The sequence below is a fragment of the Mycobacterium sp. JS623 genome (genome assembly GCF_000328565.1).
Taxonomy (GTDB): domain Bacteria; phylum Actinomycetota; class Actinomycetes; order Mycobacteriales; family Mycobacteriaceae; genus Mycobacterium.
The window spans coordinates 3,734,542-3,758,495 of the sequence record NC_019966.1 but is presented as its reverse complement, the minus strand read 5'-3'; the positions used below and the strand labels follow the sequence as shown (position 1 = coordinate 3,758,495).

General features: G+C 64.3%; 22 protein-coding genes, 1 tRNA gene and 1 pseudogene. 20 read left to right on the top strand and 4 right to left on the bottom strand.

Going from position 1 to position 23,954, the window contains the following annotated elements; translation table 11 throughout:
- Nucleotides 1–84: 84 nt before the first annotated feature.
- The 15 genes and pseudogenes from MYCSM_RS18465 to MYCSM_RS18395 all read left to right on the top strand — a co-directional run bounded on the left by MYCSM_RS18465 (nucleotide 85) and on the right by MYCSM_RS18395 (nucleotide 17,400).
- Complete coding sequence (locus MYCSM_RS18465; protein WP_015307681.1) at nucleotides 85–294, top strand: hypothetical protein; 210 nt, start codon at nucleotides 85–87, stop codon at nucleotides 292–294.
- Complete coding sequence (locus MYCSM_RS18460; protein WP_015307680.1) at nucleotides 294–1,355, top strand: Gfo/Idh/MocA family protein; 1,062 nt, start codon at nucleotides 294–296, stop codon at nucleotides 1,353–1,355. Before MYCSM_RS18465 ends, MYCSM_RS18460 begins: the two co-directional genes overlap by 1 nt.
- On the top strand, nucleotides 1,352–2,272 hold the full coding sequence (locus tag MYCSM_RS18455; protein ID WP_015307679.1) for a sugar phosphate isomerase/epimerase family protein: 921 nt from the start codon (nucleotides 1,352–1,354) through the stop codon (nucleotides 2,270–2,272). Before MYCSM_RS18460 ends, MYCSM_RS18455 begins: the two co-directional genes overlap by 4 nt.
- A 15-nt stretch (nucleotides 2,273–2,287) precedes the next feature.
- Nucleotides 2,288–2,650 carry an SDR family oxidoreductase gene (locus tag MYCSM_RS18450; RefSeq protein WP_083906308.1) on the top strand — a complete coding sequence of 121 codons (363 nt, stop codon included), beginning with the start codon at nucleotides 2,288–2,290 and terminating at the stop codon, nucleotides 2,648–2,650.
- Nucleotides 2,647–3,696: a zinc-binding dehydrogenase gene (locus MYCSM_RS18445; protein WP_015307678.1), complete on the top strand. Its 1,050-nt coding sequence runs from the start codon at nucleotides 2,647–2,649 to the stop codon at nucleotides 3,694–3,696. Before MYCSM_RS18450 ends, MYCSM_RS18445 begins: the two co-directional genes overlap by 4 nt.
- 129 nt (nucleotides 3,697–3,825) lie before the next feature.
- Nucleotides 3,826–4,611, top strand: a complete 786-nt coding sequence (locus MYCSM_RS18440) for a sugar phosphate isomerase/epimerase family protein (RefSeq protein ID WP_198344954.1) — start codon at nucleotides 3,826–3,828, stop codon at nucleotides 4,609–4,611.
- 14 nt (nucleotides 4,612–4,625) lie between these two features.
- Nucleotides 4,626–6,086, top strand: coding sequence for an extracellular solute-binding protein (locus tag MYCSM_RS18435; protein ID WP_015307676.1), 1,461 nt, complete (start codon nucleotides 4,626–4,628; stop codon nucleotides 6,084–6,086).
- Between the two features lie 171 nt (nucleotides 6,087–6,257).
- Entirely contained in the window at nucleotides 6,258–7,076 is an 819-nt protein-coding gene (locus MYCSM_RS18430; protein WP_157681354.1) for a carbohydrate ABC transporter permease, read from the top strand.
- Nucleotides 7,077–7,079: 3 nt separating this feature from the next.
- Complete coding sequence (locus MYCSM_RS18425; RefSeq protein ID WP_015307674.1) at nucleotides 7,080–7,928, top strand: carbohydrate ABC transporter permease; 849 nt, start codon at nucleotides 7,080–7,082, stop codon at nucleotides 7,926–7,928.
- A gap of 63 nt (nucleotides 7,929–7,991) precedes the next feature.
- The gene (locus tag MYCSM_RS18420; protein WP_015307673.1) at nucleotides 7,992–9,086 is read left to right on the top strand and encodes an ABC transporter ATP-binding protein; all 1,095 of its coding nucleotides are present in this window, start codon (nucleotides 7,992–7,994) and stop codon (nucleotides 9,084–9,086) included.
- Between the two features lie 51 nt (nucleotides 9,087–9,137).
- Nucleotides 9,138–9,233 (top strand): annotated as a pseudogene (locus MYCSM_RS36080) (universal stress protein); the annotation flags it as partial.
- 9 nt (nucleotides 9,234–9,242) lie between these two features.
- Complete coding sequence (cax, locus tag MYCSM_RS18415) at nucleotides 9,243–10,376, top strand: calcium/proton exchanger (protein ID WP_015307672.1); 1,134 nt, start codon at nucleotides 9,243–9,245, stop codon at nucleotides 10,374–10,376.
- A gap of 114 nt (nucleotides 10,377–10,490) precedes the next feature.
- Nucleotides 10,491–14,480, top strand: a complete 3,990-nt coding sequence (locus MYCSM_RS18410) for a bifunctional nitrate reductase/sulfite reductase flavoprotein subunit alpha (protein WP_041314353.1) — start codon at nucleotides 10,491–10,493, stop codon at nucleotides 14,478–14,480.
- Between the two features lie 16 nt (nucleotides 14,481–14,496).
- Nucleotides 14,497–15,315 (top strand): SDR family NAD(P)-dependent oxidoreductase, encoded by an 819-nt coding sequence (locus MYCSM_RS18405; RefSeq protein ID WP_015307670.1) that lies wholly within the window; start codon nucleotides 14,497–14,499, stop codon nucleotides 15,313–15,315.
- A 1,416-nt stretch (nucleotides 15,316–16,731) separates the two neighbouring features.
- Nucleotides 16,732–17,400, top strand: coding sequence for a tyrosine-type recombinase/integrase (locus MYCSM_RS18395; protein WP_232425620.1), 669 nt, complete (start codon nucleotides 16,732–16,734; stop codon nucleotides 17,398–17,400).
- A gap of 26 nt (nucleotides 17,401–17,426) precedes the next feature.
- On the opposite strand, the gene MYCSM_RS18390 is transcribed toward MYCSM_RS18395, so the two are convergent.
- Nucleotides 17,427–17,512, bottom strand: a tRNA-Leu gene (locus tag MYCSM_RS18390).
- Nucleotides 17,513–17,582: 70 nt separating this feature from the next.
- Between MYCSM_RS18390 and MYCSM_RS18385 the strand changes: the two genes are divergently transcribed.
- Together MYCSM_RS18385 and MYCSM_RS18380 are read left to right on the top strand one after the other, a co-directional pair.
- A complete protein-coding gene (locus tag MYCSM_RS18385; RefSeq protein ID WP_041312376.1) occupies nucleotides 17,583–18,926 on the top strand; it encodes a M20/M25/M40 family metallo-hydrolase in 1,344 nt (447 codons plus the stop codon).
- Between the two features lie 19 nt (nucleotides 18,927–18,945).
- Nucleotides 18,946–19,476 (top strand): YbhB/YbcL family Raf kinase inhibitor-like protein, encoded by a 531-nt coding sequence (locus tag MYCSM_RS18380; protein ID WP_015307666.1) that lies wholly within the window; start codon nucleotides 18,946–18,948, stop codon nucleotides 19,474–19,476.
- 47 nt (nucleotides 19,477–19,523) lie between these two features.
- On the opposite strand, the gene MYCSM_RS18375 is transcribed toward MYCSM_RS18380, so the two are convergent.
- Genes MYCSM_RS18375 through MYCSM_RS18365 form a run of 3 tightly spaced genes read right to left on the bottom strand, consistent with a single transcriptional unit; the run spans nucleotide 19,524 to nucleotide 21,828 of the window.
- Nucleotides 19,524–20,597, bottom strand: coding sequence for a quinone-dependent dihydroorotate dehydrogenase (locus MYCSM_RS18375; protein WP_015307665.1), 1,074 nt, complete (start codon nucleotides 20,595–20,597; stop codon nucleotides 19,524–19,526).
- Nucleotides 20,597–20,848: a DUF5703 family protein gene (locus MYCSM_RS18370; protein WP_015307664.1), complete on the bottom strand. Its 252-nt coding sequence runs from the start codon at nucleotides 20,846–20,848 to the stop codon at nucleotides 20,597–20,599. The genes MYCSM_RS18375 and MYCSM_RS18370 overlap by 1 nt, the downstream gene beginning before the upstream one ends.
- Nucleotides 20,845–21,828 carry a YncE family protein gene (locus MYCSM_RS18365; protein WP_015307663.1) on the bottom strand — a complete coding sequence of 328 codons (984 nt, stop codon included), beginning with the start codon at nucleotides 21,826–21,828 and terminating at the stop codon, nucleotides 20,845–20,847. Before MYCSM_RS18365 ends, MYCSM_RS18370 begins: the two co-directional genes overlap by 4 nt.
- A gap of 171 nt (nucleotides 21,829–21,999) precedes the next feature.
- Here MYCSM_RS18365 and MYCSM_RS18360 point away from each other — a divergent pair, with 171 nt between their 5' ends.
- From MYCSM_RS18360 to MYCSM_RS18350, 3 genes are read left to right on the top strand one after another with little or no spacing between them, the layout of a single operon-like run.
- Nucleotides 22,000–22,311, top strand: coding sequence for a hypothetical protein (locus MYCSM_RS18360; protein ID WP_015307662.1), 312 nt, complete (start codon nucleotides 22,000–22,002; stop codon nucleotides 22,309–22,311).
- Nucleotides 22,312–22,356: 45 nt separating this feature from the next.
- The gene (locus MYCSM_RS18355) at nucleotides 22,357–23,187 is read left to right on the top strand and encodes an undecaprenyl-diphosphate phosphatase (protein ID WP_015307661.1); all 831 of its coding nucleotides are present in this window, start codon (nucleotides 22,357–22,359) and stop codon (nucleotides 23,185–23,187) included.
- A complete protein-coding gene (locus MYCSM_RS18350) occupies nucleotides 23,184–23,900 on the top strand; it encodes a histidine phosphatase family protein (RefSeq protein ID WP_015307660.1) in 717 nt (238 codons plus the stop codon). The genes MYCSM_RS18355 and MYCSM_RS18350 overlap by 4 nt, the downstream gene beginning before the upstream one ends.
- The last annotated feature ends 54 nt before the right edge of the window (nucleotides 23,901–23,954 follow it).

Sequence of the window (23,954 nt, the reverse complement as noted above, 5' to 3'; positions counted from 1 at the left end):
TCGTCGACCAGATCGCCGCTTGCTCAGTCCACTGAGCAGCGCCAACCTCCGAACCCGCAGTCAAGCCACCCGAAAGGACACCCAATGACCATTCTCACCGAAAGCCCCGACGTTTCCCGGATCGAGGCCCTCGTCACCCAGGGAATGCACCGAATCGGCGACCACGAGGGTCCCTTCTCCCTGCACGTACTGGGCTTGGGAAAGACAGCCGCCAACGTCATCGAGAGCATGGTCGCGTCGGCTGGTTATACCGGTGTCGATGTCGTCGCTGTCGCGCTCGCGCGGAGGAACTGATGACGGATCATTTGCGAGCGGGAATCATCGGCACCGGATTCATCGGGACTGTGCACGCCCACGCAGTTCGAGCGAGCGGGGCAACGGTGGCCACGGTGGCGGCGTCGACGCCACGTAGTGCAATCGAAGCCGCCGAGCGGCTCGGGGCCGCGGCGGCGGAGACAGCCGAGGCGCTCATCGACGCCGACGACGTTGACATCGTGCACATCTGCACGCCGAACGACCAGCACCTACCGCTGGCCCGCCGGGCCCTCGCCGCAGGGAAGCACGTCATCTGTGAAAAGCCGCTTGCCACAAGGCTCGAAGACGCCCGCATGCTGACGGCCCACGCTGCCGAGCGCACCTCTGTGGCAACCGTCCCGTTTGTGTACCGCTACTACCCCTCAGTGCGTGAAGCCCGCGCCAGAATCACCGCCGGCAACGCTGGCGCACTGCGGCTGCTCCACGGTTCGTACCTCCAGGACTGGCTTGCGGATCCGGCAGCCACGAACTGGCGCGTCGACCCGGCCGTCGGCGGCACCTCCCGCGCGTTCGCCGACATCGGCGTGCACTGGTGCGACCTGATGGAATTTGTCACCGGGCATCGGATTACCAGGCTGGCCGCCCGCATGATCCGCTCTGCGGGCCGTACAACCGAAGACGGCGCCACCGTGTTGTTCGACACCGATCGCGGCGCATCCGGCAGCCTGGTGGTCAGCCAAATCTCACCGGGCCGGAAGAACCGGCTGTGGTTCTCCCTGGACGGCGAGCACGCGTCCTACTCCTTCGACCAGGAAGCCCCCGAGCACCTCTGGATCGGTACCGCTACGCAGAACCTGATACTGCACCGCGGCGCCGACGCCCAATCCGAACAGGCGCAGCGATATTCGGTGCTCCCGCCCGGCCATCCTCAGGGCTACCAGGACTGCTTTAACGCCTTCGTCGCCGACACCTACGCCGCGGTGCGCGGTGACCGGCCCGACGGTCTGCCCACCTTCGTCGACGGCCTGCGGGCCGCTGCCATCTCCGACGCCGTAATCCGGTCCGCCGCGACAGAAAACTGGGAGGAGGTAGCGGCATGAAACTCGGCTTCCTCACCGCCTGCCTGCCCGACCGTAGTCTCGACGACATCGCCGCTTGGGCGTCGAAGACCGGTTTCGAAGCGCTCGAAGTGGCCTCCTGGCCCGCGCGGGGCAACCGCCCGTTCACCGCTAGCCACTTGTTGATCGAAGACTTCGAGCAAAGTGGAGCCGACCGGGTGGCCGATCTGTTCGATCGGCACAGTCTGACCCTTTCCTCGCTGGCCTACTACGACAACAACCTGCACCCTGATCCGGTCGAGCGGGACGCCGTCAATCGGCACGTCGCTGCGTGCATCGACGCCGCGGCGATGCTCAGCTGCCCCACCGTCGGCACGTTCGTCGGACGTGACCCGACCAAGACGGTCGCCGAGAATCTCCGCGACGCGGAGCGTGTCTTCAAACCCCTCGTCGACCATGCCGGCGAGCGGGGCGTGAAGATCCTCATCGAGAACTGCGTGATGGAGGGCTGGCACCCGGACGGCTACCCCGGCAACCTGGCCTACTCGCCCGAGCTGTGGGAGTGGATGTTCTCCCTCGGCCTCTACCTCAACTACGACCCGTCGCACTTGATGTGGATGGGCATCGACCCGATCGAGGCCGTCCGCCCTTACCTGGACCGAATCCCGCACGCACAAGCCAAGGACATCGAGACATTTCCCCACCTGCGCAACCGATTCGGCTATCCAGGCAAAGCGGTCGACCGGCCGGACCCGTGGGACGTCGGCTGGTGGCGCTACCGAGTACCAGGCCTCGGCGCGGTCGACTGGCGTCGCTTGGTCGACGCGCTCTACGAGGGCGGCTTCGACGGCGTGCTGTCGGTCGAGCACGAGGACCCGATCTGGGGCGGCACCGAGGACCGTATCGAACTCGGCTTGCAGATCGCCCACCGAACCCTGCGCCCGCTGATCGTGGCGTGACCGAATGGCTGATGAATGAGATCAAATGAGAAACCTCAACGACAGGTGGCGGTCTCCACGGGAGGCGCTCTTGGGCTTATGCGAACCCTTGCCCGCGAGCTGGCGCCCCGAATCATCGGAGTCAACACGACCAATCCGACCGACGCGGATAGCCCGATGTCCAACAACGGGTTCGGCGGCACGCGGCTGGAGGAGAACCGGGAGCTGGGTGATGCCATACGCGGCAACCTCATGCCGGTCGAGCCGATGCCGATACCGATGCAAGACATTCCCCATGTTGTTGCCTGGTTGGTCTCAGACGAGGCCAAGCGGGTGACGAGCAAGGCGTTGCCCGTCCATGCCGGGTTTGAACTCAAGAAACGAGAGGTTCTCATATGACAACCACCATGAATGCTGTTCTGCTTCCCGGTGATCGGCAGGTAGAGATCAATGAGCGGCCGATCCCGGTGCCGGGGCCAGGCGAGGTACTCGTCCAAACCCGGGCCTCCGCTATCTGCAGAAGCGACATGGGTCTCTACACCGGTCAATCCCACATCGTCGGCGGCGCGTCCGCGGGGAAGGGCCTGGTGGTACCCGGCCACGAACCCGCGGGAACTGTGGTCGAGGTGGGACCCGCAGTGGCGGGTGTCGAAGCGGGCGACCGCGTCGCCGGCTACCTGCCGGTCGGCTGCGGACACTGCGAATATTGCAACAGCGGCTACATGATGCTTTGCGCGCAATGGCGGTGTCTCGGCTTCGACATCGACGGCGGCGATGCCGACTTCTTCGTCGTGCCCTCACGCAACTGCCTGCCACTTCCCGACGAGGTGTCCTTCGTAGCGGGCGCACTGATGACAGACATGGTGGGTAGCCAGTACCACACCCAGAAAGTGCTCGAAGTGCGCGGCGGCCAGACCGTGGCAGTGGTCGGCCTGGGCCCGATGGGGGCGGCGGCAGTGGTCGTCGCGAAGGCGCTGGGCGCCCGGGTGATCGCCGTCGACCTGATGCAGACGAGGTTGGAGCTTGCCGGCGCACTCGGCGCCGACAGCACAATTAACAGCTCGGAGAGCGACGCGCTCGCGCAGATACTAGAACTGACCGGCGGGCGGGGAGTGCATAGCGCCATCGACTGCTCAGGCTCGCCGATTGGCCAAAACCTCTGTCTGAATGCGGCGGCCAAACTGGGCGCGGTGGCCTTCGTCGGAGAGTCGCGAGCCACCGAAATCAACCCCAGCGACCAAATCATCCGCAAGCTGCTCACCGTGGTCGGCGGCTGGTACTTCCCGCTCGGCGAATGGGCCGAGATCGTCCGTCTGGTCACCGAGCAGAACCTGCCCGTAGAGCAACTCGTGACGCACCGGTTCCCACTCAGCGAAGCAGCAGAGGCCTTCCGCGCATTCGACCAACGCGAAACGGAAAAGGCCGTCTTCACCTGGGGTGGTTAACCACCGACCAGGTACATGATCCGGCACCAGTGCCCCGCACCTCGACACATCAAAGGAGTCACCATGTTCCGCTACACCGCAGAGATCCTGCCCTACCACGATTACCCACTGGAGGACTCGATCCGGGAATTGGCCGAGATCGGCTTCACCGAAGTCAACCTCTGGTCATCGGCGAGTCCGCTGGCCTCCCACGTCAATCCGGGAGACGACCCGGGGAAGATCCTGTCGATCCTCGCGCGCTACAACGTCAAACCTTGCGGGCTAACGATGTACGGCAAGAACCAGGAGCAGATGCTGGAGCGCATCGAATTCGCGCGCGAACTCGGGATCGACACCGTGATCTTCGACTGCGAAGCGAACTACAGCGATTTCGTCTCCAGCTTTCTGCCGCCCCTGGTACAGGCCGCCGAACGCAATGACGTCCGAATCGCCGTCGAAAACCACCTTACGGTTCCGTTCAGCGCCGACTTCGAGGCCGGGGGCAACGAGGACAAGCGTTGGGACGAAGGGGTGGACAGCCTCGACCAGATCAAACGGCTCATCGCCGACATCGATCACCCCAATCTCGGGGTCTGCGTCGCCCCACCGCACCTGTGGGTAATGGGCGAGACGATCAGCGACGCGATCACCTTCCTCGCCGAGCGCAAACGCCTCTTCTACTACTACATCTGGGACATCGATCTGGCCTACCGGCACGGTGTCGACGGCCTAAATTTCGGCCCAGGCGAAAATCAGCTACCGCGTCCAAACGGCCGCCTCGACCATACCGTCCCGCTCGCGGCGCTGAAGCAAGTGGGGTTCGAAGGCCCGGCCAGCCTGAAATGTCATGGCACGCACGGCTGGTCGATGAAGAAGGTCACCAACGAGCTGGCGGCGGCCGATGCCTACGTGCGGTCCTGCTTAGCGCGCATCTAACAAGCGAGGCAACGATGAATGCTCACATAATCAGCCGCAGGCGATTCCTCAATTACGCCGGTGTGGCCGGTGCTGTGGCCGGTACTGCCGCCCTTTCCGGATGTACGCTCGGACTTCCGGGCGATACCCACCTCAGCGAGTCGGGGCGTCCCTCAGGTCTGCGCGCGTTGTATGCCACCGTTGAAGCCAACGCAGCAGCAGTCCAGAGCCTGCTTCCGGCCTTTCGCGAGGCCTTCGGTTTTGATCTAACGCTGGATACCCAACCCTACAACGCGCTCCAACAGAAGGTCTTCTCCGAACTCGCCACGCACAGTTCGTATTACGACATCATCATCGTCGACACACCCTGGGCCCCGACGCTCACACACGTCCTCGAACCGATGAGCAAGTATCTGCGCGATCCGAAGCTCAACCAGCTGGCTGATCCCGCTATCGACGACTTCGTGCCGAAGGTGTTCTACGACTCGGCCGTATTCAAGGTGGACGATCCCGCAGTGCACTACCCGGACTCCGAAGCCACACCCAACATCGACGCGATCACCTCCAAGGGTTTCGAGGTGCTGGGCCTGCCCATCCAAGCAAATGTGCTGACGATGGGCTACCGCAAGGACATATTCGACGACGCCAACGAGCAGGTGGCGTTCCGGCAACAGCACGGCCGCCCACTGACCGTGCCGGAAACGCTCGATGACCTCATCACGGTCGGTCGGTTCTTCACCCGCCCGACGCAGCGCCTCTACGGGACGACCCTGATGGGCGGCGTCGGGGACTGGGCCGCATGCGAGTTCAAGAGTTACCTTGCCGCCTTCGGCGGTGACGGCCACATGCTCACCGACGACCTACAGATGGCGTTCGATTCGCCTGCCGGAGTGCAAGCACTGCAATTCATGCGCGATCTCGTAGACAAGTACAACATCGTTCCACCCGGCAGCGAATCGGCATCGTGGGACGACACCGCCTCCATGTTCGACGGCGGGCTGACCGTCATGAGCAGCAACTACCACACCTTCGAACTAAGTGACACCGCGAAGGGGGGCGAGATCGCGTACGCCGTCGTACCTAAAGGATTGGCGAGAGGGCCCCATTTCGGCTCGTATGTGCTGAGCATCAACAAGTACTCACGGTTCAAAGAGTGGGCCTACCAGGCGATCACATGGATCACCGCCGCTAATCAACAGATGACGATGGTCGAACAAGAGCTCCACCCGACGCGGACATCCGTGTACAACAAAGCCGCCAACGACGCCCACCTCACAAACAAGTACGGCAACTTCTACGACGCGCTGGGCAAGTCACTCAACGTCGGTGTCGGACGACCCCGTCTCACCAACTACACCGAAGTCAGCCACGACATCGCGGTGCAGGTGAACAACGCGGTCGCAGGACGCGTCAGTCCGCAATCCGCGCTAAAGGCGGCGGTGGCCGACGTGAGCGACAGCCTCCGAAAAGCCGACTACACCGTTCCATCGAACTGAGAGGCGGGTGGTCTCATGACTTCCCAAACACGTACCGAACCGCCCAGCACTAACCATCCACTCGTGGGTGACGACCGCCCCGAATCATCACGGCGCAAAGGCACACTCGCACGACGCGGACGATCGATCGGTTGGGCACTTTTGTCACCGGCGATGATTCTATTGCTGGCGATGACGGTAGGTCCGGCCATCTTCCTGATCTATTCCAGCCTGCACAACATCCAGTTGTTCGGTGGCGAGAGCCGCTTTGTCGGCTTGCGCAACTTCCAGGAATTGCTGACCGACGCTGGGTTCCACCACAGCTTGCTGGTGACGTTGGCCTTCGTTGCGATCGCCGTCGCTATCGAATTGGTCATCGGAGTGGCGCTCGCAATGGCACTGGCGCCGAAGACCCGAGCCAACGGCGTGGCCGCCACGCTACTGTTGCTGCCGTTCGCCGTGACGCCGGTCGTGTCGGCAATGGTGTTCAAACAATTGATCGATCCGAACTACGGATGGGTCAACTATTACCTGTCCAAAGTTGGGCTGCTTCCTCAAAATTTTGACTGGCTGGCCAATCCGAGCACCGCCTGGATCGCATTGGTCGCCCTGGACGTCTGGCAATGGACGCCGTTCGTGGCACTCATCATCCTGGCCGGCCGGCAAACTCTGCCACAGGAGTGCTACGAAGCTGCATCCGTAGACGGATCCGGGCCCTGGCAGACATTCCGGTACATCACGCTTCCCATGCTGACGCCGTTCCTCGCGATCGCCGTTGTACTGCGGTCGATCCAGGCGTTCAAAACCTTCGACTCTTTCCAGGTGCTCACCGGCGGCGGCCCAGGCGATTCGACCGAGATCATCAACCTAGGCATCTACCGCACGGCACTACAGAGCTTCCAGATCGGCGCGGCCTCGGCGGTCGGACTTGTATTCCTCCTCATCTTGTCAGCACTCGTACCCCTGTTGCTTCGCGTCGTCGGACGCAACGCCGAACCGGAAAAGGGATGACCCATGACCACGCACAGTAACTTCAGTCGCCTCCCCCGCTACGCCGGACGGTCCCTGCTCTGGCTGGCGCTGCTAGTCGCCATGGTGCCGATCGTGTTCCTGGTCATCACTTCCCTCAAGCCGGAAGGCGTGACGAGAACCATCCCACCGACATGGCTGTTCGATCCCACTATCGAGAACTACAGCTCGGTTCTGTCCATCGGCGCAGGCAGTTCGGTGACGTTCGGGCGGCTGCTGTTCAACAGCGCAGCGGTGAGCATCGGCGCGGTCATTCTGACGATTGCAGTCGCCGTACCCGCAGCATATGCGCTGACACTCAAGGAGTTTCGACGCAGCAAGGGCGTGTCATCATGGATCCTGTCCACCTACATGTTCCCACCGATTGTCGCCGTCATCCCGCTGTTCATCATCGCCGGCAACATTGGGGCGATCGACACATATCCGGTGCTGATCATTCCCTATGCCGCGTTTAACCTGCCCATCGCCATATGGATCCTGCGCAGCTCATTGGAAAGCATCCCGATCGAGGTACAGGAAGCAGCCCTGGTCGACGGCGCCAACCGCCGCCAAATCGTCTGGCGCATCCTGACTCCGCTGTTGATGCCCGCCGTGGCGACAGCCGGCATCATTTCGTTGATCCTGTCGTGGAACGAGTTCCTGCTGGCACTGTCGCTGACTCGGGCCGCCGCCAAGACGAGCCCAGTCGGCGTGCAGGAATTCACCGGTCTGTACGGAACGCAGTGGGGCAACTTGACCGCGGCCTCATGCATGATCGCCGCCCCGATCGTCGTCTGCGTGCTAGTTCTGCGACGCCGGGTGGTCTCCGGCCTGGCGTTCGGCGCCGTCAAATAGCCGCCGACACGCGAACTCCGCGTACACCGCTTGCTCAGTCAAACCCCCACGAAAGGACATGCTATGGCCGCTGTACAGTACGTCAACGCTTCACGGATCTTCGAGGGAAACCCGATCCCGGCCGTGAACGAATTGGACCTCGATATTGCCGACGGCGAGTTCATGGTGCTGGTCGGCCCCTCCGGATCCGGAAAGTCGACCGCGCTGCGGATGATAGCCGGGCTCGAAGACGTCGATGAAGGCGAAATTCGCATCGGCGGACAAGACGTCTCCCAGAAACCGCCCAAGGACCGCGATATCGCGATGGTGTTCCAGAACTATGCGCTGTACCCACACATGACCGTCGCCGAGAACATGGGCTTCGCGCTCAAACTTCAACGCGTGTCCAAAGATGAACGCAATGCCAAAGTTCGTAGAGCGGCCGAACTGCTCGATCTGGAGGCCTACTTGGACCGTAAGCCCAAGGCACTCTCCGGCGGTCAACGCCAACGTGTCGCAATGGGACGAGCGATCGTCCGCGAACCGAGTGTTTTCCTGATGGACGAGCCGCTATCCAACCTCGACGCCAAACTGCGCGTGGAGACGCGCGCCAATATCGCGGCACTGCAGGCACGGCTGGGCACCACCACCGTCTATGTGACCCACGATCAGGTCGAGGCCATGACCATGGGCGACCGCGTCGCTGTACTGAAGGGCGGAGTGCTGCAGCAGGTCGACGCGCCACGCAACCTCTACGCCCGCCCCGTCAACGCATTCGTCGCAGGGTTCATCGGGTCGCCGGCGATGAACCTGCGCTCGGCCGCCCTAACTGAATCAGGCGCACGGCTGGGCAACACGGTTATTCCTCTATCACGCACGATCATTGACGCGGCACGCACGGCCAACCTCAGCAGCATCACACTCGGCATACGCCCAGAAGCGTTCTCGCTGACTTCAGATGAGGAGGGAGTTCGACTCATAGTCGACCTGATCGAGGAGCTCGGTGCCGACGAATACATCTACGGCAGGCTCGCCAGCGACGATCCCGTTGCCGAGAAGAAATTCGTTATCCGCGCCGACGGGGACGTGTTGCCTCGTATCGGCGATACCATCAGCGTCGCTGTACGCCCCGAGCAGACACACGCATTTCACCCTGATACCGGACTGCGGCTCGACTAACAATACAACCGACATCCCTGCGGGCGAATACCGGCTCGTCAGATGAGCCACAACCCGGCGGGCAAGCTCTTGCTGGGCAGCGTCTCGCAGCAGCTTTTATTGGAGTGCCCCAAGCCGGTGTTGGCGGTCAAACCCGACGAGCTGTAAGAACAGCGCATGGAGACCGACGCCGCGCCGGCCGAACGTCGATCGTTCCTGCTGACCGGCGAGGGCTGGCCGTACCTGCTCGTCCCGTTCATCCCGGTCGCGGTCGTCTTCGAGTTGATGCACGCCAACGCGGTGCTGGTGTTCTTCGCCTCAGCCCTGGGCGTGATCCCGACGGCGGCGTTGATGGGACGCGCCACCGAGGAGCTGGCGGCGCGGTCGGGGCCCGGCATCGGCGGCCTGCTGAACGTCACGTTCGGCAACGCCCCCGAGCTGATCATCGCGTTGTTCGCGCTTGGCGCCGGGCTGCAGGAGGTGGTCAAGGCATCGCTCGTCGGATCGATTCTGGGCAACGTCCTGCTGGTCCTTGGGATGTCGATGCTGGCGGGCGGCCTGAAACGGGAGCGGCAACGCTTCGAGTTGCGCGCTGCCACCGCCCAGTCGCTGATGCTGCTCCTCGCGACGGTCGCGTTGGTGATGCCCGCGATATTTCAGCTGGTCGCAGGCGGCGGCCTGCCCAAACCGACGGCCACGGCCGTGGCGTTTCCCGGCGATCTTGAGGCGTTGTCGGTCGGGGTCGCCGTCGTGCTGCTGTTGTCATACGCCGCAGGGCTGGTGTTCTCGCTGAAAACCCACGCTCACCTGTTCAATCCCTCCCACGACGAAGACGACCATGGCGGCGAACCGTGGTCGGTGCGCAAAAGCGTGCTCATGCTCGCCATCGCCGGGTCCGCCGTCGGATGGATGTCCGAGATCCTGGTGCACTCGATCACCGAGGCGTCGGACGCCATCGGGCTCTCGCCGTTCTTCGTCGGCGTGATCGTCGTGGCGATCGTCGGCAACGCCGCCGAACATTGGGTCGCGGTGTATTTCGCCACCCGCGACAAGATGGACATCTCCATCAACATCGCCGTCGGTTCGGCCGCCCAGATCGCCCTGTTCGTGGCTCCGGTGTTGGTGCTGGCGTCATTCTTCCTCGGGCCGTTCCCAATGGCGTTGGTGTTTAACGGGTTTGAGGTCGGAGCGATCTTCCTGGCGATCATCATCGCCAACGAGGTCACCCAACGCGGCGAGTCGACGTGGTACGAAGGCCTGCAGCTGCTGGCCATCTATGCCGTCCTCGGGCTCACGTTCTATTTCGTGTGATCCCCGTCACCAGCTCACCGTGCCGATTGTCTCGCGGTGAGCACCAGTTTTCACTGCGATAACGTCGCGGCAAAAGAGCACGAAACATTGCTCGACCACCATTGTTTCGTGGCGGTGACAAGGACTGCGTGCTCGTACTGCGGCGTCGGCTGCGGTATCGAGGTGCAAACCGCCGAAAAGGACGGCAAGACCGTCATTGCCCGCGTCTCCGGTGACAAGTTGCATCCAACGAACTTCGGCCGGCTATGCACCAAGGGCGCCACGCATGCCGAGATGATGGCGGCCGACGACGGCCGGTTGAAGTCCGCACTGTTGCGCCCGACCCGCGCCGACGAACCCGTGCCGACGCCCGTCGACGACGCTGTTGCCGAGGCCGGTCGACGGCTGCGCGCGATCATCGACGAGCACGGCCCGGACGCCGTCGCACTCTACGTATCCGGTCAGATGTCGATCGAGGCCCAGTACCTGGCCGCCAAGCTGGCCAAGGGATTCATCCAAACCGTGCACATCGAATCCAACTCGCGGTTGTGCATGGCCAGCGCCGGCGCCGGATTCAAGCAGTCGCTCGGCGCAGACGGCCCACCGGGGTCGTACACCGACTTCGATTGCACTGACTTGTTTTTCGTCATCGGCTCCAACATGGCCGACTGCCATCCCATCCTCTACTTGCGGATGGCCGACCGCCTCAAGGCCGGCGCCAGGCTGATCGTCGTCGATCCCCGTCGCACCACCACCGCCGAGCATGCTGATTTGTTCCTACAGATCAAGGCAGGCACCGACCTGGCGCTGCTGAACGGAATACTGCACCTGCTGGTCGAAAACGGTGATATCGACACCGAATTCATCGCCGAGCACACCGAGGGCTGGGACGCCATGCCTGCGTTCCTTGCCGACTACCCGCCGGACCGGGTCGCCGAGATCACCGGCCTCGCCGAATCCGACATCCGCACCGCCGCGCGCATGATCGCCGATGCCGGGGAGTGGATGAGCTGTTGGACGATGGGGCTCAACCAGAGCACGCACGGCACCTGGAATACGAACGCGATCTGCAACCTGCATCTGGCCACCGGTGCGATCTGCAGGCCCGGCAGCGGGCCGATGTCGCTGACCGGCCAGCCCAACGCCATGGGTGGCCGCGAAATGGGTTACATGGGGCCCGGTTTGCCGGGGCAGCGGTCAGTGCTCTCGGCGGACGACCGTGCCTTCGTCGAGACGCAGTGGGGTCTGGAGCCGGGCACCATCCGCAGTGACGTCGGCCCCGGCACCATCGACATGTTCGAGCAACTCGCTGACGGCACGATCAAGGCATGCTGGATCATCTGCACCAATCCCGTTGCCACCGTTGCCAATCGGAAGACGGTGATCACCGGGCTTGAGAACGCGCACCTTGTGATCACCCAGGACGCGTACGCGACCACCGCAACCAACAACTACGCAGACATCGTGCTGCCCGCCACGCTGTGGGCCGAATCCGATGCTGTGATGGTCAATTCCGAGCGCAACCTGACGCTTTTGCAGCAGTCGATCCCGCCTGCCGGGCAGTCGCGGCCCGACTGGCAGCTGATCTGTCAGGTGGCCGCGCACATGGGCTTTGGCGAACATTTCGACTATCAATCGAGCGAGCAGATCTTCGACGAGATCCGCCGGTTCGCCAATCCGAAGACCGGCTACGACCTGCGTGGCGCCAGCTACGAGCGGCTGCGGCAGACACCGCTGCAATGGCCGTGTCCGCCGGATGACGCGGACCGTCATCCGATCCGCTACCTGAACGACGGTGTCAGCCAAGACCTGTTCGTCGACGAGAACGACGACACCCCGCGGCTGGCATTCCCGACGCCGTCTCGGCGCGCGGTGTTTCATGCCCGTCCGCACATGGATGCGCGGGAGCTGCCCGATGAGGATTTCCCGCTGGTGCTCAACACTGGTCGGCTGCAACACCAATGGCACACGATGACCAAGACCGGCAAGGTCGACAAGCTCAACAAGCTGGACAGCGGGCCGTTCGTCGAGATTCACCCCGTTGACGCCGCCGCGCTCGACATCGTCGCCGGCCAACCCGTCGAGCTGACGTCGCGCCGGGGCAGGGCGGTGCTACCTGCCGTCGTCACCGACCGGGTGCGGCCCGGCAACTGCTTTGTCCCGTTCCACTGGAACGACGAACACGGCGAGTACCTGACCATCAACGCGCTGACCAACGACGCCGTCGACCCTGATTCGCTGCAACCCGAGTTCAAGGTGTGCGCGGTGGGCCTGCGGCCGGTGAAAACGATGGACCCCGTCGTTGACGAACTGGACTTGAGCCAGCGCAAGCCGACGCTCACCGAGGGCGAAAAGATTTACCTCGCAGCCTTTTTCAGTGGGCTTGCAGAGGGCGTCAGCGGAGTGCCCGTGCTCCCGGCATCGGCGCCCGTCGCGACCGGCGTCCGGTTGTGGATCGACGGTCTGCTGGCAGGCCGTTACTCACGCCTGACAACGACCCCCGAGCTGCAGCCCACCAAGGCCGGGCCGCTGGTGTTGTGGGCGTCGCAGACCGGCAACGCCGAGGATTTCGCCGCGCGGTTGGCCGAGCGGCTCGGCGACTCCCAGCTGGTCAACATGGACGACATGCAGCTGGCTGAGCTGGCCGCGGCGCGCGATGTGCTGGTGATCACCAGCACCTTCGGCGACGGCGGGCCGCCGGACAACGGTGCCGGGTTCTGGGATCGCCTGCATGCGGCCGACGCACCGGCGTTGGACGGGGTGCGATACGCGGTCTTGGGCATCGGCGACCGCTCGTATGCCAACTTCTGCGGCCACGCCAAGGCGATCGACGGCAGGCTCTCGGCGCTGGGTGCGACGCGGATGCTGGACCGCACCGAGTGCGAGGTCTACGACAACGAGCCAATGGACCGCTGGGCCGAAAGGATCACCGCGCTGGTAGCCGAGACCGTCGCCAAGCCTCCGAATGGTCACAACGGCGGCGTGCCGACCGTCACGAAGCCGAAGCGCGCGGAGCCGTTCACCCGCGCCAAGCCGCTGCTCGCGCCTCTGTCCCGCAACACCGTGCTGACCGCGCCGACGTCACGAAAAGAAGTGCGCCAGTTCGGCTTTGACATCTCAGAATACGACGTCAGTTATGCGGTCGGCGATTCACTGGGCGTCTACGCGACGAACGACCCCGCGACGGTCGACGCTTGGTTGACCGCGACCGGGCTCAGTGGAGATACCTCGGTTGAGGTCGACGGCAACGAGCAGAGCCTGCGTGATGCGCTGATTGTGTCCTACGACATCTGTCGGGTGACGCCCAACCTGCTGCGGTTCGTCGCCGAATCCTGTCGTGACAAGGCGGCCGCCAAGGCGCTGATGGCACCGAAGGACAAGCTCGACAAGTGGTTGGTGGACCGCAACGGCCTCGACATCGTCCAGGAGTTCGCCGTTCGCGCCGAGCCCGAGGAGTGGCAAGAGGTCCTGGTCCGGCTGACGCCGCGGAACTACTCGATCTCATCGAGCCCGCTGATCAGCTCGAACGAGGTCCAGGTGACGGTGTCTGTGGTGCGCTACCGCGGCGCCGACGGCGGCCAGCGCGGCGGAGTGTGCTCGACGTTCCTTGCCGACCGGGCGGCCGCAGCGCCGGTATTCCTGCAACGCTCACCGCACTTCCGGCCTCCTGAGGACGGCGGCACGCCGATGATCATGGTCGGACCCGGCACCGGCGTCGCGCCGTTCCGCGGCTTCCTGCAGGAACGGCGGGCACTCGGCCACGGTGGCCGCAACTGGCTGTTCTTCGGCGACCGCTATCGCAGCGAAAACTTCTACTACCGTGACGATTTCGAGGACATGGTCCGCGACGGCTTCCTCAACCGGCTGGACCTGGCGTTCTCGCGGGATCAGGCCAAGCGGGTCTACGTCCAGCACAAGATGCTCGACTACGGCGCGGACGTGTGGCGGTGGCTCGACGACGGCGCGCACTTCTATGTCTGCGGTGACGCGAACCGGATGGCCAGGGATGTCGATGCGGCGCTGACGTCGATCATCAAAACGCACGGCTCGATGTCGGACGAAGACGCCCACGACTACAAGCGCGAACTCGTCGCATCGAAACGCTACGTGCGCGACGTGTACTGACCAATACGCTGTCCCGATGCGGTTCACGGGACAGGTCGCCATCGTCACCGGTGGCGCGCAAGGCATTGGCGGCGGCATCAGCACGCGACTGGCAGCGGCAGGCGCGCACGTGGTGCTCAGCGACATCAACGCCGATGCGGCAACGGCGACTCGTGACGTGATTGTCGCAGCGGGTGGCACTTGCACGATCGTCGTCGGCGACATCCGCGACCGTGATGTGGTGGCTGATGTCACCGAAACTGCACTGGCCGTTCGTGATTCGCGTATCGACATTCTGGTGAACAACGTCGGCGACTTCCGGCCCGCCGCCAGAGACTTCCTGCACAGCACCGAGGAGCAGTGGCAGACGCTCTACGAACTGAATCTGCTCCATGTGCTTCGCATGTGCCACGCCGTGTTACCCGCGATGGTCAAGCGCGCAAACGGCGCGATCATCAACAACGCCACCGTCGAGGCGTTTCGCGGCATTCCCTACGCCGCCCCGTACGCGGCGTTCAATGCGGGCGTCGTGGCGTTCACCCGTAGCCTGGCCGTCGACGTCGCGCAGCACGGGATCCGGGTCAATGCGATCGCTCCGGACCTCGCCGACACGCTGCAGACGCCTGCCGAACTGATGCTGCGGGGCCGCGACCCAGACTTGATCAGGACGTGGATCCCGGCGGGCCGCTTCGGCAGGCCCGACGACTATGCGGCCGTCGTGGAATTCCTGGCTTCCGACGATGCGCGGTTCATCACCGGACAGACGATCCCGGTGGACGGCGGCACGCTCGCGGCTTCCGGGTGGTATGCCCGCGCCGACCGCAAGGGCTGGACCAACATGCCGAACGAGGCGTGAAACTCTGGTGTGATCGCGGCTTCGCCGCTCAATCGCTTGTGTGATCCTCGCGGGTTCTTCGAACCCGCTCGTCAACACACTCCCGCGCCTCGGAAAAGCGAGCGAGCTCGCTTTTCGCTCGGCTTGGTCGTGTGTCCGAGGGGGACTTGAACCCCCACAGAGCTACCAGGTCCGAGGGATGAAAGCGCGGTCAACAGCAAAAAGACCCGCGCGCGGGACGACAATCTCCATCCCCTGGGCTGGCGCTGCATTATGACGCTCAAGTGCTCGATCTGCCGCGGCCAAACCCGGCATGCGATCCTGCGCGACGATGCTGTATGGCGTATATGTGTTCCGCTTGGGCATACGCGCACTGTTCGAGGCTTAGTACGATCCGCGGCTTAGATGCAAATGAAGCCGGTGCCCCATCCCACTGGACCGCTGACGCAGCCGTAAAGCCCAGGGTTCCAGCCTGGGGCGCCCCAGTTGCCTCCGCCTCCCCAGTTCCCTTGGTCTCCCCAGTTTCCGCCCCCGCATCCATCTTCTCCACAGCCCCAATGCCCATGGCCGTGGCCTTCATCTTGTGCCCACGGTGTCCCTGATGCGAAGGGGGACGGAGGATTGGCGTTCGCGACGCCCGCGCCCAGTCCGAAGGCGGTGAAGCCAAGCGCGCCAGCGATGACCGCTTCGGCCAAGATTTTCATGAGCCTCATCGTGCAACCCCCTTTTACGATCCGCGTGTTGCAACACAGCCAGCCTCGATTTTCGTCCTCTCCGCAGGCCGCCGCAACGTGCGGCATTGGTGTTGGTAGTCGGAAGCAAAGGACGTGCCTGCAACCGCGCGTGGTGCGTCATGCCATTACGGGGGGTGGCGGGCCGACCCTCCCGAGCACCCAAGGCCGCCGACTTGGTAGAGCAAAGATCGGATTAAATCCAAAGATTTTTGGGGCAGTGCGGCTCGGCGGTCTAGCGTGGCTGGTGTGGCTCCTGGTGTTGGCGAGTTGGTGCGCTCCACTACCGCCACTCAACACGCATTGCACATGCCTCGATGGGCCGGCTTCATTGTTGATGCCCGCGTTGAGGCCCGATCTGGACATAGTCACCGAGAAAGACCAAGTGCCAGTTACGGGTTGGCAGAAGCCGGTCCAGGCAGCCGCCGTTTGGCGTTGGCTTACGGCCGCCGCGCCCCTCGTCGCGGGTACGGAGGGATCGTTTATCGATCGTGCGCTGCCGTTGTGGGTACGCGAACGCCGATTCAAGGGACTGACTGATGGCGACGATTAAGCGCTATTCGACCGGCGCGGGGGAGCGATGGGAGGTCCGGTATCGACAGCCGAACGGAATCACAAGCCGCAAACGAGGATCGCCACTAAGCGCGACGCGTCGGACGTGGGCATCGAAGGTCGAGACATCCAAGGACAGCCTGGACGTGAAGGCATGGGCCGCGTCGATCACTCGCGCCGGATCAGTGCCACGGTGGTCAATCGTGCGGTGGGCATCCTGGCGGGAATCCTCGATGCTGCGGACTTGGTGCTGACCCTGGCATTCACCGGTTTGCGGTGGGGTGAGGCGATCGCGTTGACCGTCGCCGACGTCGAGTTCCTAAAGCGTCGGATCTCGGTGCACCGTAACGCTGTACAGGTCGGGCAGATTTTTGAGGTCGGGCAGACGAAGGGCAAGGAGAATCGGTTAGTGCCGGCGGCGGCTTCGGTGCTCTCTCGGCTGGCGGCGCGGTGCGAGGGCCGCTCGGCGGACGATCTGCTGTTCCCGGCGCGCAGTGGCGGCTACCTCAAGCGTCCGAGCTATGACTCAACAGGATGGTTCAATCGGGCGGTCGAACGCGCACAGGTTCAAACGATCACAGCGCACGATCTTCGGCACACGTGCGCGAGCCTGGCCGTTAGTTCAGGCGCGAATGTTCTTCCGTTGTCCCGGATGCTCGGCCTCAAGGACCCGAGTGTCACGTTGCGGATCTATGCCGACCTGTTCGACAGTGACCTTGATGCGGTAGCCGTCAATCTGGACGCGAAGATTGCAGAGAGTGTCCAAAGCGTGTCCAAAGCGCCTGCCGACCGTCGCCGCCCGCGCCGCATAACTGCTGTCTAGCTGCGGTGATGCGCCTAATGAAAGTGTGTCCGAGGGGGGACTTGAACCCCCACGCCCGTTAATAGGGCACTAGCACCTCAAGCTAGCGCGTCTGCCATTCCGCCACTCGGACCAGTTGGGCAGCTAAGGCTATCGGATGGGACAGCCCGCGCCCAAACCGAACGGCCCTCTCAATGGTACGAATGGTGACTGTGACGCCTCCCCCCAACGCCGAAGCTGAGGTGGTTGACCTCGTCAGCGCGCTGATCCGCTTCGACACCTCCAACACCGGCGAGCCCGAAACCACCAAGGGCGAGGCCGAATGCGCCCGCTGGGTGGCCGAACAGCTCGAAGAGGTCGGCTACACGACCGAATACGTCGAGGCAGGCGGTCCTGGCCGCGGCAACGTGTTCGCCACGCTCAAAGGCGCCAATCCCGACCGCGGCGCCCTGCTGCTGCACGGGCACCTCGACGTGGTGCCCGCCGAGGCATCGGACTGGAGCGTGCACCCGTTCTCCGGTGCCGTCGAGGACGGCTACGTGTGGGGCCGCGGCGCGGTCGACATGAAGGACATGTGCGGCATGTTGATCGCGATCGCCCGGCACTTCAAACGTGCGGGCACCGTGCCGCCGCGCGATCTGGTCTTCGCGTTCCTCTCCGACGAGGAAGCCGGCGGCAAGTACGGGTCGCAGTGGCTGGTCGACAACCGGCCCGACCTTTTCGAGGGCGTCACCGAAGCGGTCGGTGAAGTCGGCGGGTTCTCGCTGACCGTGCCGCGCAAAAACGGCGGCGAACGGCGGCTGTACCTGGTCGAGACCGCCGAGAAGGCGATGATGTGGATGAAGCTGTCCGTCCGCAGCCATGCCGGTCACGGATCGATGATCCACGAGCACAACGCGGTCACCGCCGTCGCCGAGGCCACCGCGAAACTCGGTCGCCACGAGTTCCCGTTGGTGATGACCGACGCCGTAGGCCAGTTCCTGCAGGCGATCACGGAGGAGACGGGCTACGAGTTCGACCGGAATTCCCCCGACCTCCCCGGCGCTATCGCCAAGCTCGGCCCGATCGCCCGCGTCGTCGGCGCCACCCTGCGCGACACCGCCAACCCGACCATGCTCAAGGCCGGCTACAAGGCCAACGTCATCCCCGCCACCGCCGAGTCGGTGGTCGACTGCCGCATCCTGCCTGGCCGTCAGGCGGCTTTCGAGCGCGAGGTCGACGAGCTGATCGGCCCCGATGTGACGCGGGAGTGGATCACCGAGCTGCCGTCCTATGAGACGGCGTTCGACGGCGACCTGGTGGACGCCATGAACGGTGCGATCCTCTCCGTCGATCCGGATGCCCGCATCGTGCCGTACATGTTGTCCGGCGGCACCGATGCAAAAGCGTTCGCCCGCTTGGGGATTCGATGCTTTGGGTTCGCGCCGCTGCAACTGCCGCCGGACCTCGACTTCACCGCACTGTTCCATGGCGTCGACGAACGGGTACCCGTCGATGCATTGAAGTTCGGCACCCAGGTTCTCGGGCATTTCCTGATGCACAGCTGACCACTAGAAAGGGAGCACCATGGCATTTGACTACAACCCCTACGAGTTTCTTCCGAAGCTGCCGTCGTTCACGCTGACGTCGGAGTCGGTCACGGACGGGCAGGCGCTGTCCAACGAGCAAGTGAGCGGCATCATGGGCGCGGGCGGCGATGACGTCTCGCCGCAGCTGGCCTGGTCCGGATTCCCCGAGGAGACACAGAGTTTCGCCGTCACGGTTTATGACCCCGACGCGCCGACCGCATCCGGCTTCTGGCACTGGGCCGTCGCCAACTTGCCAGCGACCGTCACCGAGTTGCCCGCAGGTGCAGGCGACGGCAGCGGATTGCCCGGGGACGCACTGACTTTGGCCAACGACGCCGGACTCAAGCGCTACATCGGTGCCGCGCCGCCGCAGGGGCACGGTGTGCACCGGTATTTCATCGCGGTGCATGCCGTCAAGGTGCCCAAGCTCGAACTCGACGGCGACGCCAGCCCGGCCTACTTGGGCTTCAACCTGTTCATGAACGCGATCGCCCGCGCCGTCATCCACGGCACGTATGAGCAGAAGTAGCGCGAGCAGACGCAAAAGGCGCCGACACGCCGACGAAATGGGGACTTTTACGTCTGCTCGCGCGTAATGGCTGAGCCCACGGCGTCCGTCAGCGATGCAAATCCGCCTTCGTGCAGGCGACGCGCGATGCCGTCGTGAATGTGCTTGGCCCACAATCCGCCTCCGTAGATGAAGCCGGTGTAACCCTGCAGCAGAGATGCACCCGAAGTGATGCGGTCCCACGCGTCATCCGCGGTCTCGATGCCCCCGACACTGATCAACACCAACGTGTCGCCGACGCGCTTGTACAGCCGCCGCAGCACCTCCACGGACCGCTGCGCGACGGGCGGACCGGAAATACCACCCGCACCCAACGCATCGACGCCGGGTGTGGTGAGCCCATCACGCGACACCGTGGTGTTCGTCGCGACGATGCCCGCCAAGCCCAATTCGACTGCAAGATCGGCAATCTCGTCGACGTCGTCATCGGAGAGGTCAGGTGCGATTTTGACAAGCACCGGCTTCGACGTCTCCGCCTTCACTGCCGCAAGAATCGGCCGCAGCGATGAGACCGCCTGCAGGTCGCGCAGCCCAGGGGTGTTCGGCGAGCTGACGTTGACCACCACGAAGGCGGCCAACGGGCCTAGGAGCCGGGCACTTTCGGCGTAATCCTCGACGGCGCCCTCCGGCGGCGTGACCTTGGTCTTGCCGATGTTGACTCCGATTGGCACCTCGGGCGTTCGCCGGGTCAGCCGCAGCGCGAGCTCACCAGCACCGTGGTTGTTGAACCCCATCCGATTGAGCAGCGCGCGGTCGTCGGCCAGGCGGAACATCCGCGGCTGCGGGTTGCCGGGCTGCGCCTGCGCGGTGACCGTGCCGACCTCCGCATAGCCGAAACCCAGCGCGCCCCAGGTGTGCAGCCCCCTGCCGTCCTTGTCGAACCCGGCCGCCAGACCAACCGGGCCGGCGAACCGAACGCCGAAAACGGTGCTGGCGAGCACGGGGTCGTGCGGAGCCAGCCATCGCTGCAGCAGGCGCCGTGCTGGAAGGACGGCGGTCACCGCACGCAGCAATGCGAAAACCCAGGTGTGGATCCGTTCGGGGGCCACCAGAAACAACGCCCGCCGCAGCGCGCGGTACATCACAGTGCGGGCTGGTCCGGAATCCGGTCGACGGCGGTCTTCTTGCGGCGCAGCAGCACCCGCCTGCTGCCGTCGGTATACAACCGGACCCGGGTGAGCTCCCAGCCGCGGTATTCGGCCTCGATCGACAATCGAGTGGAGGCATTGATTCTGGTCAGATCCGGCGGCAGCCGGAGCGGGATCCACTCGTACTCGTCGGACAAATCGTTGTCCCAGCCAGGTGGCATCCGCCCATGCTGCATCATCGTCATTTGAGCTCCGCGGCGTCAGAGATCACCTGCACACCCGCTCCAGAGCCGGACACCACATACAGGGTGCCAGACGCTTCGTCGAAGGCCAGGGTGTTGGGCTGCTGCACGGTTCGATAACGCACCTTTTCCACGGGGATACCGGTAGCCAAATCGTAGCCAACCACCGTGTTGATCGCCGTCTGCGACACCCAGGCCAGCTTTTTCGAGCCGGCCAGCCCGTACGGGGCGTCGTGCACGGGGTAGCGCTGGCGCAGCATCAGCGGGTCGGTGCCGAACACCAGCAGTTCGTCGCCGCGGGTGTCGGCGACAAGCACCCGCCCCGCCGAATCGACGGCCATCGTCGTCGCCCCCTCCCCGGCCCGCAGCGCGTGCTGGGCCTCCTTGCCGCTGGCCGAGACCGTAGTCACCGACGTCTGGCCGCGGTCCAATACCACGGCCGTATTACCTTGTGCGACAAGGGAATCGACCTTCACGAAGATCTTCAGCGACGCCCCGACCGCCGAATCGGAGCTCAGTGTGTAGACCGCACCGTCGGCGCTGCCGAGCACCAACTTGCCGTCGGCACGCCGCGCGATCGCGGTGAAGTCGGTGCTCCGTTGGCCATCGACATCCACCCTATTGGCCGTGGCGGCGCGAAGGTCGATTCGGAAATAGCCGCCGCGTGTCGATGCGTACACCTTGCCGTCGTTGTCGCCGGTGAGCGCCGTCGCGGGTGCTGGCAGCGTCACCGGTCGCGGTTGGCCGCCCGCCGGCACGACCGTCACCACGGACTGGCTCTCCAAAAGCGGGCTGAGCACGGCCAACGATGAGGTCGCCGAGTCGAACACCGCGGCCTGCGCGAGCCCGGGCAGCGGTCGCACCACTCCCGCGGGCGCGCCTGTGACGGCAGGCGACTGCGCGGCCGTGGCGGGCACGATGGTCGGCGGCGGCGCGTCGGTACGGTTCGCCGAGCAACCGACCAATCCGGCTGTTGCCAGCACAACTGCACTGCCGCGAATTAGCTGAGCGAAGGTGTTTAGACGACGCAACAAAGGGTAGCTCTCAGGAGTGCGAATTCGATCTTGTTTGACGAGCAAGTGTAGGCAGGCGAGCTATCCACAAATGGTCCCGTCCGCCACGCCCGGCGGCATAAGCGGAGGTATGGTGCGATCATGACCCTCGCCGCAGACCGGGATTTGGGTGCTCAACAGTTTGCTATCGAGGACATCACCACAGGTCTACACGCGAGCGGGTTTGGCCAAGTCGGCGACGGACGCACTTTCTCCTTCCACGTTGAAAAGCAGATGCTCGTCGTGGAGATCTACCGGCCGCGCATCGTCGGTCCAGTCCCGCAGACCGAGGACGTGGTCGCCACCGCCAGCCGCAAGCTCACCGACATCGATCTCACCGACGAGCGCAGCCTGGCCGCGGCCGTACGCGACGCGGTGGCCGACGCGCACCCGGTGCCTCGCATAGCGCGTTAACAGCTGGCCCACGGTACGGTCGTCGGCGTGATCGAGGCGCCTGCGATGTCCTGGCTGCAAGTTGTCGTTCTGTCGGTGTTGCAGGGGCTCACCGAATTCCTGCCCGTCTCTTCATCAGGCCACCTGGCAATCGCGTCGCGAATCTTCTTCGACGATGACGCGGGCGCCTCATTCACAGCGGTCACCCAGCTGGGCACCGAACTGGCTGTGCTGTTGTACTTCGCCCGCGACATCGGTCGCATCCTGAAGGCCTGGTTCAACGGCCTTTTCGTCGCGGCACATCGCAGCCTCGACTACTGGATGGGCTGGTACGTCATCATCGGCACCATCCCGATCGGTGTCCTCGGTCTGCTGTTCAAAGACGAAATCCGAACTGGCGCACGCAATCTGTGGCTGATCGCCAGCGCGTTGATCGTGTTCTCGGCCGTCATCGCGTTCGCCGAATACGTCGGCAAGCAGACCCGCCATGCCGAACAGCTGACGTGGAAGGACAGCGTCATCGTGGGCCTGGCGCAGTGTTTGGCGTTGGTGCCCGGCGTGTCTCGCTCGGGCGCGACCATCAGCGCCGGCTTGTTCCTCGGGCTCGACCGGGAATTGTCGGCCCGGTTCGGCTTTCTGCTCGCCATTCCCGCCGTATTCGCGTCGGGGTTGTTCTCTCTGCCCGACGCGTTTCATCCCGTCGGTGAGGGGATGAGCGCCAGCGGCCCACAACTGCTTGTCGCCACGGGGATCGCGTTCGTCATCGGGTTTCTTGCCGTGGCGTGGTTCTTGCGGTTTTTGGTGCGCCACAGCATGTACTGGTTCGTCGGCTACCGCGTGATACTCGGCGCCGTGGTCATCGCGTTGCTCGCGACCGGGGTAGTCTCCGCGACATGACGGTCATCCTGCTGCGGCACGGCAGGTCGACCTCAAACACCGCACACACCTTGGCCGGTCGCAGCGACGGCGTCGACCTCGACGACAAAGGCCTCGAGCAGGCGCAGTCGATCGTCGAGCGGCTGGCCGGGCTGCCGATCCGCGCGATCGTGCGTTCGCCGCTGTTGCGGTGCCGTCGCACCGTCGAGCCGTTGGCCGCCGCGCTCGGACTGGATCCGGTGGTCGACGAACGCATCTCGGAGGTCGACTACGGCAGCTGGACCGGCCGCAAGATCGGCGATCTGGTCAAAGAACCGCTGTGGGCGGTGGTACAACAGCAGCCGAGCGCGGCCGTCTTCCCCGGTGGCGAGGGACTGGCGCATGTGCAGGCTCGCGCCGTGGCAGCGGTCCGTGAACACGACCGCAAGCTGGCCGAGCTGCACGAGAGCGACGCGTTGTGGGTGGCCTGTACGCACGGCGACGTGATCAAGTCCGTGGTGGCCGACGCGCTCGGCACCCACCTCGATAGCTTCCAGCGCATCACCGCCGACCCGGCATCGATGAGTGTGATCCGTTACACGGCGTTGCGTCCGTTCGTCATCCACGTCAACCACACTGGGGCTGCGCTCACCGCCGGATTGCTGGCCCAGCCGCCGAAGGCCGACGGGGAAGCCGACAGGGAGGACGGGGAGGTGCCGCCGCAAGACGCTGTGGTCGGCGGTTCGACCGATTGACGACCGACGGCCGGGCGCGCAATTACGGCCCGATCAGGTGATGCCGGTATTTTG

Bases quoted from the DNA above. Each gene is read 5' to 3' on its own strand.
- MYCSM_RS18465 (WP_015307681.1), top strand. From the start codon at position 85: ATGACCATTCTCACCGAAAGCCCCGACGTTTCCCGGATCGAGGCCCTC.
- MYCSM_RS18460 (WP_015307680.1), top strand. From the start codon at position 294: ATGACGGATCATTTGCGAGCGGGAATCATCGGCACCGGATTCATCGGG.
- MYCSM_RS18455 (WP_015307679.1), top strand. From the start codon at position 1,352: ATGAAACTCGGCTTCCTCACCGCCTGCCTGCCCGACCGTAGTCTCGAC.
- MYCSM_RS18450 (WP_083906308.1), top strand. From the start codon at position 2,288: ATGAGATCAAATGAGAAACCTCAACGACAGGTGGCGGTCTCCACGGGA.
- MYCSM_RS18445 (WP_015307678.1), top strand. From the start codon at position 2,647: ATGACAACCACCATGAATGCTGTTCTGCTTCCCGGTGATCGGCAGGTA.
- MYCSM_RS18435 (WP_015307676.1), top strand. From the start codon at position 4,626: ATGAATGCTCACATAATCAGCCGCAGGCGATTCCTCAATTACGCCGGT.
- MYCSM_RS18430 (WP_157681354.1), top strand. From the start codon at position 6,258: ATGACGGTAGGTCCGGCCATCTTCCTGATCTATTCCAGCCTGCACAAC.
- MYCSM_RS18425 (WP_015307674.1), top strand. From the start codon at position 7,080: ATGACCACGCACAGTAACTTCAGTCGCCTCCCCCGCTACGCCGGACGG.
- MYCSM_RS18420 (WP_015307673.1), top strand. From the start codon at position 7,992: ATGGCCGCTGTACAGTACGTCAACGCTTCACGGATCTTCGAGGGAAAC.
- cax (WP_015307672.1), top strand. From the start codon at position 9,243: ATGGAGACCGACGCCGCGCCGGCCGAACGTCGATCGTTCCTGCTGACC.
- MYCSM_RS18405 (WP_015307670.1), top strand. From the start codon at position 14,497: ATGCGGTTCACGGGACAGGTCGCCATCGTCACCGGTGGCGCGCAAGGC.
- MYCSM_RS18395 (WP_232425620.1), top strand. From the start codon at position 16,732: ATGGGCCGCGTCGATCACTCGCGCCGGATCAGTGCCACGGTGGTCAAT.
- MYCSM_RS18385 (WP_041312376.1), top strand. From the start codon at position 17,583: ATGGTGACTGTGACGCCTCCCCCCAACGCCGAAGCTGAGGTGGTTGAC.
- MYCSM_RS18380 (WP_015307666.1), top strand. From the start codon at position 18,946: ATGGCATTTGACTACAACCCCTACGAGTTTCTTCCGAAGCTGCCGTCG.
- MYCSM_RS18375 (WP_015307665.1), bottom strand. From the start codon at position 20,597: ATGTACCGCGCGCTGCGGCGGGCGTTGTTTCTGGTGGCCCCCGAACGG.
- MYCSM_RS18370 (WP_015307664.1), bottom strand. From the start codon at position 20,848: ATGACGATGATGCAGCATGGGCGGATGCCACCTGGCTGGGACAACGAT.
- MYCSM_RS18360 (WP_015307662.1), top strand. From the start codon at position 22,000: ATGACCCTCGCCGCAGACCGGGATTTGGGTGCTCAACAGTTTGCTATC.
- MYCSM_RS18355 (WP_015307661.1), top strand. From the start codon at position 22,357: ATGTCCTGGCTGCAAGTTGTCGTTCTGTCGGTGTTGCAGGGGCTCACC.
- MYCSM_RS18350 (WP_015307660.1), top strand. From the start codon at position 23,184: ATGACGGTCATCCTGCTGCGGCACGGCAGGTCGACCTCAAACACCGCA.